Origin of the sequence: Nocardia sp. CA-129566 (genome assembly GCF_050956075.1) — a bacterium.
Classification (GTDB): domain Bacteria; phylum Actinomycetota; class Actinomycetes; order Mycobacteriales; family Mycobacteriaceae; genus Nocardia.
On sequence record NZ_CP192085.1, the window covers coordinates 4111575 to 4127055 of the forward strand.

General features: G+C 68.9%; 10 protein-coding genes. 7 read left to right on the forward strand and 3 right to left on the reverse strand.

All coding sequences use genetic code 11. The features are described 5' to 3' along the window. The first annotated feature begins 1 nt into the window (after position 1). From ACQP0C_RS17770 to ACQP0C_RS17795, 6 genes are read left to right on the forward strand one after another with little or no spacing between them, the layout of a single operon-like run. Complete coding sequence (locus ACQP0C_RS17770; protein ID WP_433733991.1) at positions 2–982, forward strand: GDP-mannose 4,6-dehydratase; 981 nt, start codon at positions 2–4, stop codon at positions 980–982. Continuing rightward, the gene (locus ACQP0C_RS17775) at positions 969–2165 is read left to right on the forward strand and encodes a class I SAM-dependent methyltransferase (protein WP_433733992.1); all 1197 of its coding nucleotides are present in this window, start codon (positions 969–971) and stop codon (positions 2163–2165) included. The genes ACQP0C_RS17770 and ACQP0C_RS17775 overlap by 14 nt, the downstream gene beginning before the upstream one ends. Beyond that, positions 2162–3340: a nucleotide disphospho-sugar-binding domain-containing protein gene (locus ACQP0C_RS17780; protein WP_433733993.1), complete on the forward strand. Its 1179-nt coding sequence runs from the start codon at positions 2162–2164 to the stop codon at positions 3338–3340. Before ACQP0C_RS17775 ends, ACQP0C_RS17780 begins: the two co-directional genes overlap by 4 nt. Continuing rightward, positions 3337–4905: a glycosyltransferase family 87 protein gene (locus ACQP0C_RS17785; RefSeq protein WP_433733994.1), complete on the forward strand. Its 1569-nt coding sequence runs from the start codon at positions 3337–3339 to the stop codon at positions 4903–4905. Before ACQP0C_RS17780 ends, ACQP0C_RS17785 begins: the two co-directional genes overlap by 4 nt. Continuing rightward, entirely contained in the window at positions 4902–6197 is a 1296-nt protein-coding gene (locus tag ACQP0C_RS17790; protein WP_433733995.1) for a flavin-containing monooxygenase, read from the forward strand. The genes ACQP0C_RS17785 and ACQP0C_RS17790 overlap by 4 nt, the downstream gene beginning before the upstream one ends. Before the next feature lie 11 nt (positions 6198–6208). Continuing rightward, positions 6209–7540 (forward strand): cytochrome P450, encoded by a 1332-nt coding sequence (locus ACQP0C_RS17795; RefSeq protein WP_433733996.1) that lies wholly within the window; start codon positions 6209–6211, stop codon positions 7538–7540. A gap of 52 nt (positions 7541–7592) precedes the next feature. Here ACQP0C_RS17795 and ACQP0C_RS17800 read toward each other — a convergent pair whose 3' ends face one another. Then, the gene (locus ACQP0C_RS17800) at positions 7593–10904 is read right to left on the reverse strand and encodes a type I polyketide synthase (RefSeq protein ID WP_433733997.1); all 3312 of its coding nucleotides are present in this window, start codon (positions 10902–10904) and stop codon (positions 7593–7595) included. Positions 10905–11089: 185 nt separating this feature from the next. Between ACQP0C_RS17800 and ACQP0C_RS17805 the strand changes: the two genes are divergently transcribed. Then, complete coding sequence (locus ACQP0C_RS17805; protein WP_433733998.1) at positions 11090–11623, forward strand: GtrA family protein; 534 nt, start codon at positions 11090–11092, stop codon at positions 11621–11623. 100 nt (positions 11624–11723) lie between these two features. Here ACQP0C_RS17805 and ACQP0C_RS17810 read toward each other — a convergent pair whose 3' ends face one another. Together ACQP0C_RS17810 and ACQP0C_RS17815 are read right to left on the reverse strand one after the other, a co-directional pair. Beyond that, positions 11724–13556 (reverse strand): AMP-dependent synthetase/ligase, encoded by a 1833-nt coding sequence (locus ACQP0C_RS17810; RefSeq protein WP_433733999.1) that lies wholly within the window; start codon positions 13554–13556, stop codon positions 11724–11726. Between the two features lie 499 nt (positions 13557–14055). After that, on the reverse strand, positions 14056–14952 hold the full coding sequence (locus ACQP0C_RS17815) for a TetR family transcriptional regulator (RefSeq protein ID WP_433734000.1): 897 nt from the start codon (positions 14950–14952) through the stop codon (positions 14056–14058). Positions 14953–15481 lie beyond the last annotated feature (529 nt).

The window sequence follows — 15481 nt, forward strand, 5'->3', positions numbered from 1 at the left end:
GATGACCGTCGTCGTCACCGGGGCGGGCGGTCAGGACGGCACCCTGCTGACCCGGCTGCTCACCGCCCGGGGCCACCGGGTGATCGGACTCGGCCGGGCCGGACCGGTGGACATCACCGACCCGGAGGCCGTCGACCGGCTCATCGCCACCGAACGGCCGAGTCAGGTGTATCTGCTTGCGGCCGTGCAGCATTCGTCACAGGATCCGCCGCCCGACCCGGTGCGGCTGGCCCGCGACTCGCACCTGGTGAACACTCTGCAGGTGCAGTACTTCGCCGAGGCCGTGCTCCGGCACGACACCGGGACGCGACTGTGCTACGCCGCCTCCTCGCATGTCTTCGGTCCGGGCGACGGCCTGCCGCGCGACGAGGGCAGCGGACTGCGGCCGGCCTCGGTGTACGGGCTGACCAAGGCGGCGGGCCTGCTGGCCTGCCGCACTTACCGGGCACGCGGGGTGTTCGCCACCGCCGCAATCCTGTTCAACCACGAATCACCCTTGCGGCCGGAGAAATTCGTCTCCCGCAAGATCGTCACGGCGGTGGCGCGCATCCAGCGCGGCAAGGCCCGCGAACTCGTGGTGGGGCGGCTGGCGGCGGGCGCGGACTGGGGGTATGCCCCCGACTATGTCGAGGCCATGACCAGCGTCCTGGATCTGGACGCGCCCGACGACTTCGTCATGGCGACGGGTGAGCATCACACCGTCGCCGAATTCTGCGCCACCGCTTTCGGTCTGGCGGGCCTGGACTGGACCCGGTACGTGCGGGAGGAGCCGTCGGTGCTGACGCGCAGCGATCCGCCGGCCGTCGGCGACGCCCGGCGACTGCGGGAACGGACCGGCTGGCGGCCGTCGGTGGACTTCACCGGCATGGTGCGCGCCCTGCTCGCCGCCGAGGGGGTGGAGCTGGTGGACGACCCACCGGCTCGAGTGTTTTCGGAGCCGGTCGCGACCGGCGGAGGAGATGGATCACGTGAACTACAGTGACGAGAACGTACTCGCCGGCCGACTGATCTCGATCGCGGACGGCACGTACGAGGACACCGCCGCGCGGCTCGGCGAGATCGGTCCCGACACCGTGGCCGTCGCGGTGCTGCGGGAGATCGCCTGGCGCAGCCGGTTCGGCACGCAGCCCGCGCAGCCGGTGACGACGGTGTTCGAACTGAGTCACGAGGGCAAACGGCTCGACTATGTGATGACCGTCGGCGCGCAGGATCCGTCGATCGCCGCGGGCGCCGTGCACGATCCGTGGCTGGTGGTGCGCCAGGACCTGGTCGAGTTGGTGCGCGCGGTGTACGGCCCGCCCGGCGCGGGCAGCGCCACCCGCGGTATCGCCATCAAGGACGAACCCGGTCCGGGCAGCTTCGATCCGGCGGACCCGTGGCGGGTAGCGCGCTCCGCCGCCGAGCTCGCCGCCCACCGCATCGTGACCGCCTGCGCCCCTACGCATTACGACCTGGGCGAGCTGTCGCTGTCCTACGGCTCCGACAAGTGGGCCGGACACTGGTACACCCAGCACTACGAGCGGCATTTCGCACCGCTGCGGGACAGCCGGGTGCGGGTGCTGGAGGTGGGGATCGGCGGCTTCCAGAACCCGAGCGCGGGCGGTGCGTCACTGCTCATGTGGAAGCAGTACTTCCGCCGCGGCATGGTCCTCGGACTGGACTTTTTCGACAAGTCCGGCCTGGTGCAGCCGCGCATCCAGCCGATCCAGGGTGACCAGGCCGACCGGGAGTTCCTCGACGAACTCGGCCGCGACCTGGGGCCGTTCGACGTCGTCATCGACGACGGCAGCCACATCAGCGGCGATGTGATCGCCGCGTTCGAGGCGCTGTTCCCGCATGTGCGGCCCGGCGGGCTGTATGTGGTGGAGGACACCCAGACCTCCTACTGGTCGGGGTGGGGCGGCAGCAGCACCCGCCCGGACGACCTGTCCACTTCGGTCGGCTACCTCAAGACCCTGGTGGACGCGCTGCACCATCGCGAGTTCGAGAAAGACGCCGCGCGCCCGGCCGGTCCGCACGACGAGTGGATCGGCGGCGTGCACTTCTACCACAACATCGTGTTCATCGAAAAGCGGTGCAACGCCGAGCAATCCGCGGCACCGTGGGTGCCGCGGCACACCAATCCCATGGAGTGGCTGAAGCAGACCCCGGAGCAATCGGCATGAAATTCCTCATCATTCCCACCCCCTCACCGGGCCACCTGCTGGCCATGGTGCCGTTCTGCTGGGCGCTGCGGCTGGCCGGGCACGAGGTGCTCGTCGCCTCCCGGCGCGATGTCGCCGACACCGCGGTACGGGCGGGCCTGCACGCCGCCCCGCTGGCGGCGCTGGACGTCCCGCTCGACGACCTGCGCGCTGTCGTCAACCCGGACATGTTCCCGCAGCCGCTGTTCGCCGACCGGCAGCAGCCGCGCGGCGCGGGCCTGTGGCACATCACGGCGCAGAACTGGCACCGACACGCCATCGACCACCTCGACGCCTTCGCCGAGGTGGCGCGCGACTGGGGTGCCGATGTGATCGTCACCGATCCGCTGGCCACCATCGGGCGGGCACTGGGCGCCGAACTCGAACTGCCCGTGGTGTCGCATCGCTGGGGCATCGACCCCACCGGCGGGCCGTTCACCGAACACACCGCCCAGTTGGCCGCCGAATCGGCCGCGCCGGGCGGGCGCGCCCTTGCTGAACCCGTTGCGGTGCTGGACATCTGCCCACCGCCGGTGCAGGCCCCCGACGCACCCGAGGGCATCCTCATGCGATTCGTCCCGTACAACGGCACCGGCACGCTGCCCGAGCCGATCCCGAAACGCCAGGGCCGCAAGCGGATCGCGGTGTGCTTCGGCGGCAGCGTGCTCGCCCTGACCGGCGCGCGGCCGCTGCGCGCCGCGGTGGACGCGCTGGCGAAACTGCCGGACGCCGACGTGGTGGTGGCGCTGTCGCCGGGGGAGCGAGAGCTGCTCGGCGAGCAGCCCGAGCACATCCGGGTGGTGGAGAACCTACCGCTGCAGCTGTTCCTGGCCGACTGCGATGCCCTCGTTCACCACGGCGGCTCCACGACCGGGCTGACCGGATGCTGGTTCGGGCTGCCGCAACTGGTGCTGCCGCAGATGTTCGACCAGTTCGACTACGCCCAGGGCATCGTGCGCGCAGGCGTCGGCCGGACGGCGGAAACCCGTGACGCGCAAGAGGATATCGGCGGGCTCGCCGACGCGGTCACGGCCCTGCTCGAAGAGCCCGCCTACACGGCGGCGGCGCACGACGTCGGGGCGGCACTGCGCACGGCCGCCGATCCGAGTGCCGTCGCCGAACACGTTCTCGCCGCGGTGGAAGGAAGCGACCGATGATTGCGACGGTCTGGAGCCGGTTCCGCGGCTCCCTCGACTACTACTCGGCCATGTTCGCGGTATTCGCCGTCGGCGTGCTCGCACCGGTTGTCATGATCGTGCTGGCCATCGCCGGGGCCCCCAACATCCTGGTCGCGGTACTCGGCATCGCCTTTGCCGCAGTGCTTTTCGTCATCGGCGTGCCGCTGGTGCCGGCGGAGTGGCGCGAGGTGGTGCGCACCAAAAAGATCTGGGTGCGGGTGCTGTGGAGCGTGCCCATCGTGCTGGTGGTCGCCATCCTCGCCCGGCTCACCCAGTTCATCCTCGACGCCCACAACACCGACGCGTCACTGTCACCGGACGACGACTTCCTGGTGAAGAAGACCCATCTGTCCGGGTACATCAGCGGTGCGCTGATGGCCGAACACGATCCCGGCAACCTCTACAACCGGCACCGCTACGACTCCCCGGACGCGGACTCGGTGCTGCCCGGCGTCGCACCGCAGGACCGTGACGCCTACCTGTACCCGCCGCCGTTCCTGCTGCTGCCGCGGCTGCTGTTGCTCTTCAGCCACGATTTCGCCACGCTGCGGGCGCTGTGGTACTCGCTGTATGTCGCTGTGGTCCTGATCGGCATGCTCGCCATCGCCCGCTGGATCGGCGGCCGCCAGGGCGCGGTGCTTGCGGCATTGACGCCGGTGGTGTGGATCAGCCTGCCGACGCTGGCCACCCTGCAAATCGGCAATATCCACGTGCTCGTGCTGTACATCGGGGTCGTCGGGGCGATGGTGCTGTTCGAACTGCGCCGCAATCTACTCGGCGGGGCCGCACTGGCTTTCGCGATCGTCGCCAAGGTATCACCGGCCATCCTGGTCGTGTACCTGCTGGCGCAGCGGCGCTGGAAACCTGCGCTGTGGACCGGCGCGTGGTGCGGAATATACTCGGCGGCAACCTATCTGGTGTTCGGCTGGGAGCCGTGGCGCCAGTTCCTCGCCGACGGTACCTGGAAGCGGCTGGCCAGCGGTGAATTCCATCAGTGGGTGCTGGAGCAGCGGTCCAACCAACTGGTCAACTATTCGCCGTTCGGGCTGCCGTACAAGGCGAACATCATGGGCTGGGATATCGGCGATCCGACCGGGCCCGCGCGGTTGATCACCAATGTGTACACCCTGCTGCTGGTGGTGCTGGTGGCGGTGACCGCGCTGCGCCTGCGGCGGCGGGTGGACGCGGGAGCCACCGGGGCGCGGTTGCGGGCCGAACAGGTGGTGGTCTGGCTGGCGGTGCTGACCCTGGCGTCGTTCCGGGCACCGTTCGGGCCCTGGGTCTACATCACGGTCGGCGCGCTGTGGATGCTCGCCGCGTACGCCGGTCTGATGCGCGCCACCGCACGCAATATCGCGGCCGTCACCGTGGTCTGGCTGATCCTGGCCCTGTACACCGAGAACGTGTACTTCACGCTCGTCGCCCAGTTCCTGATGTACCTGGCTTGCTTCGCGCTGGCGCTGCGTGCCGCGAATGGCACCGAACCCGCCGAAACACCCAGCGGTGCGGGGCAATCGGAGCCCGAGCCGATCGGAGCGGCATGACCGAGAGAACCTACTGCGTCATCGGCGCGGGGGCGGCCGGGCTGGCCACGGCCCGCGTCTTCACCGCCCGCGGTCTGCCCGTCGAAGTGTTCGAGGCCGCCGGTGATGTCGGCGGCCTATGGGACGCCGGCCGGTCCGACACCCGGATGAGCAGCAATACTCACGTCATCGCCTCCAAGGCGCTGCAGGCCTTCCCGGATTTCCCCATGCCGCAGGAGTATCCGGACTACCCCGGGCACGACCTGGTGATGCGTTACCTGCGCGCCTTCGCCGACACCTACGAGCTGTGGCCGCACATCCGGTTGAACACGGCCGTGGACCGGGTGCGCCCGGTGCCCGACGGGCCGGAGTCGGGCTGGGAGGTCACCCTCGCCGACGGGGAGCGCCGCACCTACGCGGGCGTGGTCGTGGCCACCGGGCACGACCGGTTGCCGCGGCGCATCGACATTCCGGGCACTCCGAGCGTGCCGGTGCTGCACTCCAGCGAGTACCGGCATCCGGACCAGGTGCTGCGCAAGCGGGTGCTGGTGGTGGGCGCGGGCCAGTCCGCCGCCGACATCCTCGCCGACTGCGCTGTCAACGCGGCGCTCACCCTGCACAGCAGCCGCCGCGGCTTCTACTGCATGCCCAAGTACATGTTCGGTCGCACTACCGACAGCATGCTGCAGGGACGGATGTGGCGGCCGCTGCGGCGGCGGTCCCTGGAGCTGTTCTTCGCCCATCTGCGGCGACGATCGGCCACCTTCGGGCTGCCCGTGCCCGCACCCGGTCCGGAGATCGTGATCCCGATGCTCGGCGACCAGATCCACCACCACTACGCGCACGGTGACATCGTGGCCAAACCGGGGGTGCGCAGCATCGACGACGACCGGGTGACTTTCACCGACGGCACCGAGGAGAAGGTCGATCTGGTACTGCTGGCAACGGGTTACGTCCCGGACTATCCGGTCGTGGACCGGGAGCACCTGAACTGGCCCGACGGTACGTCGCGACCCGGCCTGTACCTCAACATCTTTGCGCCGCATAGCCGAAACCTGTTCGTGGTGGGCATGGTTCGCCCGATCGGTTCGCACTGGGACGTCTACACCCACCAAGCCGACCTGATCGCCGACTATCTGCTGGTGCGCGGCGAGAACCCTTCCCGCGCAGCCCGATTCGAACATGCACTGCTCGGCACGCAACCGAATCTGCACGCGGGCCTCGAGCTCTACCATGTCGAGCAGTACCCGCTGGTGGTGGAGAAGCAGGAATACACCAACCAACTACGCCGGCACGCGAAGTTGCTGAAGTGAGAGGACGAGCAGTGCAAGCACCCGGACCAGGAGCCATCGAGACCGCGCGCATGCTGCCCGGACTCGCCCGTGACCCCTTGGGCACCCTGCACGGGCTGATCGGCTCCTACGGGGACGTGGTACGCGTAAAGGCCGGGCCCATGCTGGTGTACCTGGTGGCCGATCCCGCGCTGTCGAAGTATGTGCTCCAGGACAACTACACCAACTACCGCAAGAGCCCCATCTACGACGAGTTCAGCATCCTGCTCGGCGAGGGTCAGCTGACCACCAACAATCTGGACTACTGGCGGGCCCAGCGCAAGCTCATCCACCCGGCGTTCTCGCATTCGCATGTCCGCGGCTTCGCCGAGGACATCACCAGCAGCACCGACACCATGCTGGCGCGGTGGGACGCCGGCGCGGGTCAGTACCGCGATATCTACGACGATTTCGTGCGGCTGCTGCTGAGCGTCACCGGCCGCATCCTGTTCAGCATCGACCTGTCCGACGACACCACTCAGGTCACCGAGGCACTGCGGGCGGCGTTCGACTTCATCATGAAACGCGTCAACGCGCCGGTGAAGCTGCCGCGCAGCTTCCCGACACCGCAGGTCCGCCGGGTCACGCACAAGGTGGGCGAACTCGACGATCTGGTGCGCCGCTTGATTGCCGAGCGTCGCGACGGCTCCGATACGGCCGACCTGCTCACCGCCCTGGTGCGTGCCCGCGACGAGGACGGCCGCGCCATGCGCGAAGAGGACCTGCTCAACGAGATCAAGACGCTACTCGTCGCGGGTCACGAATCCCCGGCCAACGCCCTGTCGTGGGCGTGCCAGCTGCTGGCCACCCACCCGGAGGCCGAGGCGGCGCTCGCCGCCGAGGTGCGGCAGGTGCTGGGTGAGCGCCCCCCGACCTTCGCCGACGTGAAGCAGTTGCGCTACTGCCGCATGGTGATCGAGGAGTCCATGCGGCTGTATCCGCCCGCCTGGATCGTGGAGCGCACCCCTATCGCCGACGACGAGATCGGCGGCTACCGGGTGCCCGCCGGAGCCCGAGTGACGCTGTGCATGTATCACATTCACCGTGACAAGCGGCTGTGGGACGATCCGGAGGCGTTCCGGCCCGAGCGCTTCACCGACGAAGAGGTGGCCGAGCGACACCGGTTCGCCTTTTTCCCGTTCTCCGGCGGCCCCCGCGTCTGTCTCGGCAAGGACCTGGCCATGACCGAGATGGTGCTCATTCTCGCCATGGTGGCGCAGCGCTTCCGCCTCGAACTCGACCCGGACCATGTGGTCACCCCGCTGGCATCGGTGAACCTGCGGCCGCAGAACGGTATTCGCGCACGGCCGATACGCCGGAGCTGACCGGCGCGCGGCCGCAGCCGGCTGACCGCGGCCTCGGCCGATCCGCACGGCCTCAGCCGAGCAGCCGCCGCCCCAGCGCGACCAGTTCGTCGGCCGACAGCGCCTCCGGGACGGGCTCCGCGCGCACCGAGTCCGCGGTATGCGCGGGCGCGGTCCCGGCATCGGCCGCCGGAAACGGTTCGCGGCGGTCCGGGGCAGCGGTCGTCGCGGGTTCCGTCGTGCCCTGTCGTACCGCCAGTTCGGCCGTCAGCAGTTCCACCGTGGGGCAACCCCAGACGATCGCCTGCGGTACCTCGAGGCCGAGTTTGCGGGTCAGCCGGTGCGCCAGCTCCACCACGTGCACCGATCCCACGCCGAGCGCAACCATGTTCTGCCGCCGGTCGATTCGCCCCGCCGCCACGCCGACGACGGCGGCCAGTTCCGCTGCCACCAGATCGGCCAGCGCGGCACCTCCCGGGGTCGCATCGTGAGGTGCTGCCAACGGCCCGACATCACCGGTCGGCCGATGCACGCCAGGAGGAGGCGAGGCGGTATCGCTCACTGCGGTGACCGCGGCGGACTCGAAATCGCGTACCAGCGCGCCGGGCGCCGCGTATGTCGCTGCCCGATCGAGCGCCGAGGCCGCCGTCGAGCGATCGGTTCCGAGACCGGGCGCGCTGATTTCGCTCGCCCCGGGCAGCGCGGATGTCGCGAGCGGCGCATCCGCGGCGCCGGACGCTGACCCCGGTGTATCGGGGTGAGGTGTGGAGACACCGTGCGGTGCTGGCTCGGTCGCGTTTGCCGGCGCCGGCGCGGTGGGCGTGACCCAGTGGCGTTGCCGCTGGAATGAGTAGGTGGGCAGGGGCGTGACCGCGCCGGGCGGATTCACCGCCGCCCAGTCGGGCTCGATGCCGTGGCGGTACAGTTCGGCCAATGCCTCCAGCAGGCCCCGGCGCGGTGTCAGTCCGGGGCGCAGTGCGGAAAGCTGGTGCGGCGCCTCGGCTTCGGTCGCCAGGGCGGCAGTCAGCAGTGGAACGGGACGCACGGTCAGCAGTACCGCGGGCCCGTCCGCCATGGCGGCGTGCAAGGACTCGAGCCGGATGGGGTTGGGGACGATGTCGGACCACAGGCGGCCGTCGGGTGCTGCGTCGAGCTGAGCGCCGGTGACCCCCGAGAAGTAGGGGAGACCCGGGCGCTCGCCGGTGAAACGGCTGGCAGCTGTGAATTCCTTTGCCGCCCTGGCTCGGTCGGTGCGCGAGATCGTCCGCGCGGCCGCGCTGACTCGGCACCGGAAGCCGTGCTCGCGCAGCCGTGCCACCGCCTTCTCCACTGCCTCCGGGGTGCCGCTGAACCAGGTGGTTTTCGTGTCCACGACGGCGTCCACGGACAGCTCGCTGTCGATCTCGTCGAGAACGGCGAGCACCTGCCGCGGGTCGGCCGCCGCAACCGCCACGGAGGCGGGTCGCGCGTATCGGTCGGTGAGACGTCCGTGCGCCATGGCCAGGCGGATGGCCCGTTCCAGCGGAAGGCAGTCCGCAAGCACGGCGGCCGTGAATTCTCCCGCACCCCAGCCGATCACAGCATCCGGACGGATGCCTCGCGCGATGAGCATGCGGGCGACGGCGATATCCACGGCGAGGATGGCGACCTGTCGCAGCGGCCCGGCCTCGGTCCCGTCGAGCAGCTGGTGTGCCGCTGGCGTGCCCAGTTCCGGTACGACCGAGGCACACTCGGCCAGCACGGCCGCGGCCTCGGGTTCAGAGCTCAGGAAGTCGGCGAGGCCGGGGACCGGTCCGGGGGCATCGCCGAAGACGAAGACGCGACGCGGCGAATCCGTCCGCGCGACGCTGACGGCCGCCTCGCCGAGCCCGGTCACGGCCTCGTAGACCGTGGCCGAGACCACCGAAACACGATGCGGGAAATGAACTCTCGCGCGGCCCAGGGTGTCGGCTACGGCATCCAAGGTGAGTTCGGGATGGGTGGCGAGGTGGTGGTGCAGCTGGTCGATGCGGTCGCGCAGCGCTGCGGTGGAGTGGGCGGACAGCGCGACCAGACGGTCCCCGCTCTCCGGCCGCGGCCGCTGCACCGACGGCGGCGCTGCCTCCAAGATGACATGGGCATTGGAGCCACCGAAGCCGAACGCGCTCACCGCCGCTCGCGCGGGCGCGCCGGTATCCGGCCAGGCCGTCGCGGTGTCGGTGACGCGCACGTTGAGCGCGGTGAGATCGAGATCGGCCGGTGCGTGTTCGAAATGCAGGCTGCGCGGAATCCGCCGATGCGCCAGCGCCAGCGCCGCTTTCAGGAGACCGGCAATGCCCGCCGCCGCCTCGGTGTGACCGATATTGGTCTTGACCGAGCCGACCAGCAGGGGATCGCCGGGCGTGCGCGCGGCACCGTAGACCGTCCCGAGCGCGGTGAGCTCGGCGCGGTCGCCGCCCGCGGTGCCGGTGCCGTGCGCCTCCACATAGTCGACCGACGCGGGGTCCACACCGGCGCGTTCACAGGCCCGCCGCAGCAGCCGCCGCTGACCGTCGGCGCTACTGGCGGGCATGCTCGCGGTGCGGCCGTTATTGTTGGTCACGCTGCCGAGGATCGTGCAGTAGATCCGGTCGCCGTCGCGCACCGCGTCCGCCAGGGGTTTGAGGACCACCGCGCCGCCGCCCTCCCCGCGCGCGTACCCGTCGGCGGAGGCGTCGAAGGTGCGTGACCGCCCCTGTGGCGACAGCACGCCCAGCTTCGACAGCCCCACGGCGGTATCGGGGATGAGGTTGAGCTGCACCCCGCCCGCCACCGCCACCGCACAATCCCCGGCGCGCAGTGCCTGGCAGGCGAGGTGCACCGCGACCAGCGCGCCCGCGCACGAGGCATTGACGGTCAGGCTCGGGCCCTCGAACCCGAAGAAATGCGACACCCGGTTCGCTATGACGCCCTCCACGTCACCGGTGCTGGTGAACGGATTCGCCGCTGCCACACCGCGGTTCAGCTTCAGCGCCCGATAGTCGTTGAACTTGTTCGCGATGTACACCCCGGCCCCGTCGCCGGGCACCTCGTCCGGCCGGATTCCGGCGTCCTCGAACGCCTCCCAGACCAGCTCCAGCATGAGCCGTTGCTGCGGGTCCATATCCGCGGCCTCGCGCGGTGTGATGCCGAAGAATTCGGCATCGAATCCGGCCACATCGGGCAGAAACGCCCCGGCCGCCGAGACCGTCTTACCCGGTGCGGCGCGATCCGGGTCGACGTAGTCGGCGCTGTGCCAGCGCCCCGGCGGCGCTTCGGCGACCGCGTCGACCTCCTCGATCAGCAACCGCCACAGCGCTTCCGGTGAACTCGCGCCACCGGCGAAACGGCAGCCGAGGCCGATCACGGCGATCGGCGTTGCCGTCACGGGGGTTTCGATCTGGTCGCGGCGATTGGGCCGCGTCGGCTTCCATCTCACGGTGCTGCCTACTCGTCCGATAGCGGGATGCGATCGCGAAGCGCTTGCCCAGCGCCCGCCGCGAGATCCGGTAGGGATTCGCGAAATCACTGAATTGTATTGCGCTGCTGAGGAATATAGCTCACACTCCAGCTGTGTTTCCTTGGATTCGCTCGGCGTGGTCGCGGGCTCGCGCGGCGGTGGGCTCCGAACCCCGCCGCCGTGAAATGATCCGATTCGCGCTGGTCGGCGCGACGGCGTTCGCGGTGGACACCGCGGTGTTCCTGACGCTGAAGTCGACAGTACTGGAATCGCGCCCGGTGACCGCAAAGATCGCGGCGGTGCTGACGGCGATCACCTGGTCGTACCTGCTGAACAAACAATGGTCGTTCCGGCAGCGGGGCGGGCGTCCGGGACATCACGAGGCGGCGCTGTTCTACCTGGTGAGCCTGCTGGCCATCGCGATCAACACCGCGCCGCTGGTGGTATCGCGCTATGTGCTGCATCTGGAGGTGCCCGAGGTGTCCCGTGCCACCCAGGAGACGGCGGATTTCGTTGCCGCCCAACTGGTGGGCACCGTTCTCGGCATGGGGTTCCGGTTCTGGGCCTTCGTGCGCGTGGTGTTTCCGGAACCGGCCGACGAGCTGCCGGACGAACTGCCCGAGATGTCCCTGCCCGTCGAGGAATAGGTCCGTCTCGAGTTCCCCGTTCCCGGGTGTCACCCGGTTGTAGTGCTGCCCGAGGTGGGGCCCAGGAACGGGTGTGCCTGGGCCCCAGCTGTTTTCGTGGTCAGCTGACGTTGACGACGCCCTCGGGGGCGGGATCGGCGTACACCGCCGCGATGCGCTCGGCGTACTTCTCGGCAATGGGCTTGCGCTTGAGCGACATCTTCGGGGTCAGCTCGTCACCGCCCGGCTCCCACACCGAGCCGATAATGGCGAACCGCTTGATCTGCTCCACCCGCGCCAGCCGCTTGTTGCCCTCCCGCACGGCGGCCAGCACCTCGTCGACGATCTCCTTGCGGGTGACCAGGGCCGCCATATCCTCGCCGGTGGCGTCGAGCTCCTTGGCCCGCAGCGCGGCCACATCCGGATCCAGCGTGATCAGCGCCGAGATGTACGGCTTGTTGTCACCGATAGCGACCACCTGGGCGATGAGCGAGGAGACCGCCTTCGCGGCATTCTCCACATTCGAGGGGGCGATGTTCTTGCCCGCCTCGCTGATGATCAGTTCCTTCTTGCGGTCGATGATGGTGACATAGCCATCGCCGTCGATGGTGGCGACGTCGCCGGTGTGCAGCCAGCCGTCGGCGTCGATGGCCTCGGCGGTCTTGTCCGGCATATTGCGGTAGCCGCGGGTGACGACCGGGCCGCGAATGAGCAGCTCGCCGTCCTCGGCCAGCCGGATCTCGGCGCCGTCGAGCACCCGGCCGACGCTGCCCGGCCTGGGCCGGTCGAGGGCGGTATAGGTGCCGACGCCGGTGGTCTCGGACATGCCCCACACCTCGGTGACGGTGAAGCCCAGGCCCAGCAGGTACAGCAGGGTGTCCGGTGGAATGGGGGCCGCGCCGGAGGCGGCCACCCGCAGCTCGTCCAGGCCCAGCGCGTGCCGGAGCTTCTTCAGCACCAGGGCGTCGGCGAGCTTGTGCTGTGCCGACAGCAGTGCCCCGCGGCCCGTGCCGGACACGTCTGCCTGCGCGGCCGCGATACCGGTCTGGATGGCCCAGTGGGCGAGGGCCTTCTTCACCGGGCTGGGATCGGTGGCCAGGCGAGAGTCGATGCCCGCTTTGATCTTCTGCCATACCCGCGGCACACCGAAGAACACGGTCGGACGGGCGTCGGGCAGGGCGGCTGCGATTTCGCGCGGGTCCGGTACGCAGGTGAGCTGGATACCGGTGAGCAAGCTGGCGCAATGCGCGGAGATGCGGTCGGCGACGTGCGCGGCGGGAAGATAGGACACGGCGCGGTCGTCGATGCCGGTGACCAGCGGACCATCGAGCAGGCCGACGATCTGGGCGAGCACATTGCGGTGGGTCACCTCCACGCCCTTGGACGGACCGGTGGTGCCGGAGGTGTAGATCAGGGTGGCCAGGTCATCGGGGCCGACGGCCTGCCAGGCGGCGTCGAAATCGAAGTCCTCGGCCGGATTCGCCTCCACCTCCTCCAGCGTGATGGCGCCGGTGGCCGGGCCGTCGACCATGACGATGTGCTCGACCGGCACCCCGGCGGCCTCGATGGCGGGCAAGAAGCCCTGCTCGGTCACCACGACCTTGTTCCCGGCATTGGTGAACAGGTGCTGGATCTGCTCCGGCGAGCTGGTGTTGTAGACCGAGAACGGGGTGGCGCCCACATGCAGTGCCGCGGTGTCGACCAGGTTGAACTCGGGCCGGTTGGTCAGCATGATGCCGATCGTGTCGCCGTGGCGCGCACCGAGTTTCGCGAGCCCGGCGGCAATCGACCGCACTCGCTCGCCGTACTCGCGCCAGGTGATCTCCCGGGTGCCGCCGACCGTGCGGAGGGCGATCTGATCGGGTCGCAATGTCACGGTCTCTTGAAACGCCTCCACGACCGTACGGACCGTTTTGCCCGATTTATGCACATAGTCGATTTCTGCCGTCGTCATATTCCTGATCCCGATACCTCTCGTGAACCATGCCGTGGCGCGCCGCCAGGCGCCCTACCGAAGGGGCGCCGCGGCCGGAGAGGACGGGGGAGACCTCTCGTCAACACACAGCACTGGCGCCGCACCTGTGGTGCGGCTCACTCATAGTAGCCAGATCAGGGCCGAGGTGTCCTTGCTTACATCGACCAGTCCCACCAGGCCGGCGTAGGCCACCGCACAGTGGGCGTGGATTGTGCAGGCGGCCAGGGCGTTCGGCCTGTACCAGCGGGGCGTGTGATTGCGCTGTCCGCGCCGGAGATCGTCACGATCGACGGTTCGCTCGCTCCCGCACGCTCGGATCAGCGCCTGGCCCACAAGGATTCGCTGCTCAGCGGCGGAAGTTCTGTACTGTTGCGGGATTGCGAATCCTGTTGTGCCCGTGAGTACTGGGCCGAGAACCCAGAAGACGTGGATGCCAATGGCCGTGAGCAGTGCTCCAGCGAGGGCGGCCGTGGACGTGCTACGCCGGCCCGGGTCGTGGGTGTCCGCGCATGATGTCGACGGCGAATTGCGCGTATTCGACGGCGATTTGTTGTTGAGAGATGGGTCCGCCTGGGCGGAACCACTGCGGCAGCGACGTGCACATGGTGGCGACAGCACGGGCGGCTTCGCGGGGGCAGCGGGTGGCGAACTCGCCTGCCCGGACGGCGGCGGCAACTTCCTCGTCGATCATTCGCTGAACGTCGTTTCGCTGAGCAGCGACTCGGGAGCGGTTGGGTTCGTTGACGCTGCGCATTTCGCTGGCCCCGATGAACGCGAGGTCACCACGGTACGCGTGGAACAACGCGAGGGCCTCGACCATGTTGGCGAATCGTTCGACCACGGTTGTGCCGTCGTCGCGGGCTGCCGGGAGTCGCCAGTACAGATCGGACATCCCGAGGTCGAATAGGGCGACGAGCAAGTCTTGTTTGCTCGGGTAGTAGTGGTAGACGCCGGCGACACTCATACCGGCGTTGGCCGCGATGCTCCGCATCGTCGCGCCGTGGTAACCGGTTTGCAGAAGTGCTGAGATCGCCGCGTCGAGAACAGGATCAAGTGTCAGGGGCTCGAAAGTGCGCCATGTTTGCCCGTCACCGGCCGACCGGGCGGTTGGTGTGCCGGTAGCGTCGGCGGCTGATGGTAGCCGGGGGGCGAGAATGTCGACGGTGGAGATGCCGAGTTCGGCGGCGATCCGGTCGAGCCGGCCGACGGTCAGTGGCGTTTTGTCGTTCTCGATGGCACTGAGGGTCCCGGCGCTGACGCCGATGTTGCGCGCCAGTTCGCGCAGCGAAACTCCAGCCGCCGTCCGAGCCCGCCGCACCAGATGACCCGAACCGGTGCCGCTAGAACCCTCACGTACGATCGAATGTTCAGGCATGCTGAACATGCTACATCGCCTTTGCGATCGGATTGCAGAAGTGCCAGCGGACTACTTGACATCCTTCCGAAGTGCGGTGACCATGGTCACTACTTGAACGGCTGCCTATCGAACGTACGGTGAATGTTCAGCTCCTCTGGCAAGTGGAAGGATGCGCGATGGCTGACACTGCGCCCCTTGGTGGTCTGCTGCTCGCCGATCGCGCGAGGTCATCGGCCCCATGGTCAACGCCGTGAGCGTCGGCACGCCAAGACATACCTCACGCCTCGGCGGGACGAGGCGTTCTTGTTCCGGTCGCATCTGGGGGCTGTCGCCACACTTTCCGGGCTCGAGACTGACGGCGAGCCCATGAGATGCGCGCAGCAGCCGGCCCAGCCCGCTGCGGAATCCGCCTCCGCCGTGTCTCCTTGTGCGTACGACTGGCGATCGAGCCCCGTGCGCACTGGACTCTCGGGACGAGACCTTCGCTACCATTCGCCGGTTCGCGCACCACCGGAACGCTGAACGGCGAACACGTCGATCCGGTCCT

Excerpts from the sequence above, each read along its gene's own strand:
- ACQP0C_RS17770 (WP_433733991.1), top strand. The coding sequence starts at position 2 with ATGACCGTCGTCGTCACCGGGGCGGGCGGTCAGGACGGCACCCTGCTG.
- ACQP0C_RS17780 (WP_433733993.1), top strand. The coding sequence starts at position 2,162 with ATGAAATTCCTCATCATTCCCACCCCCTCACCGGGCCACCTGCTGGCC.
- ACQP0C_RS17785 (WP_433733994.1), top strand. The coding sequence starts at position 3,337 with ATGATTGCGACGGTCTGGAGCCGGTTCCGCGGCTCCCTCGACTACTAC.
- ACQP0C_RS17790 (WP_433733995.1), top strand. The coding sequence starts at position 4,902 with ATGACCGAGAGAACCTACTGCGTCATCGGCGCGGGGGCGGCCGGGCTG.
- ACQP0C_RS17810 (WP_433733999.1), bottom strand. The coding sequence starts at position 13,556 with ATGACGACGGCAGAAATCGACTATGTGCATAAATCGGGCAAAACGGTC.
- ACQP0C_RS17815 (WP_433734000.1), bottom strand. The coding sequence starts at position 14,952 with ATGCCTGAACATTCGATCGTACGTGAGGGTTCTAGCGGCACCGGTTCG.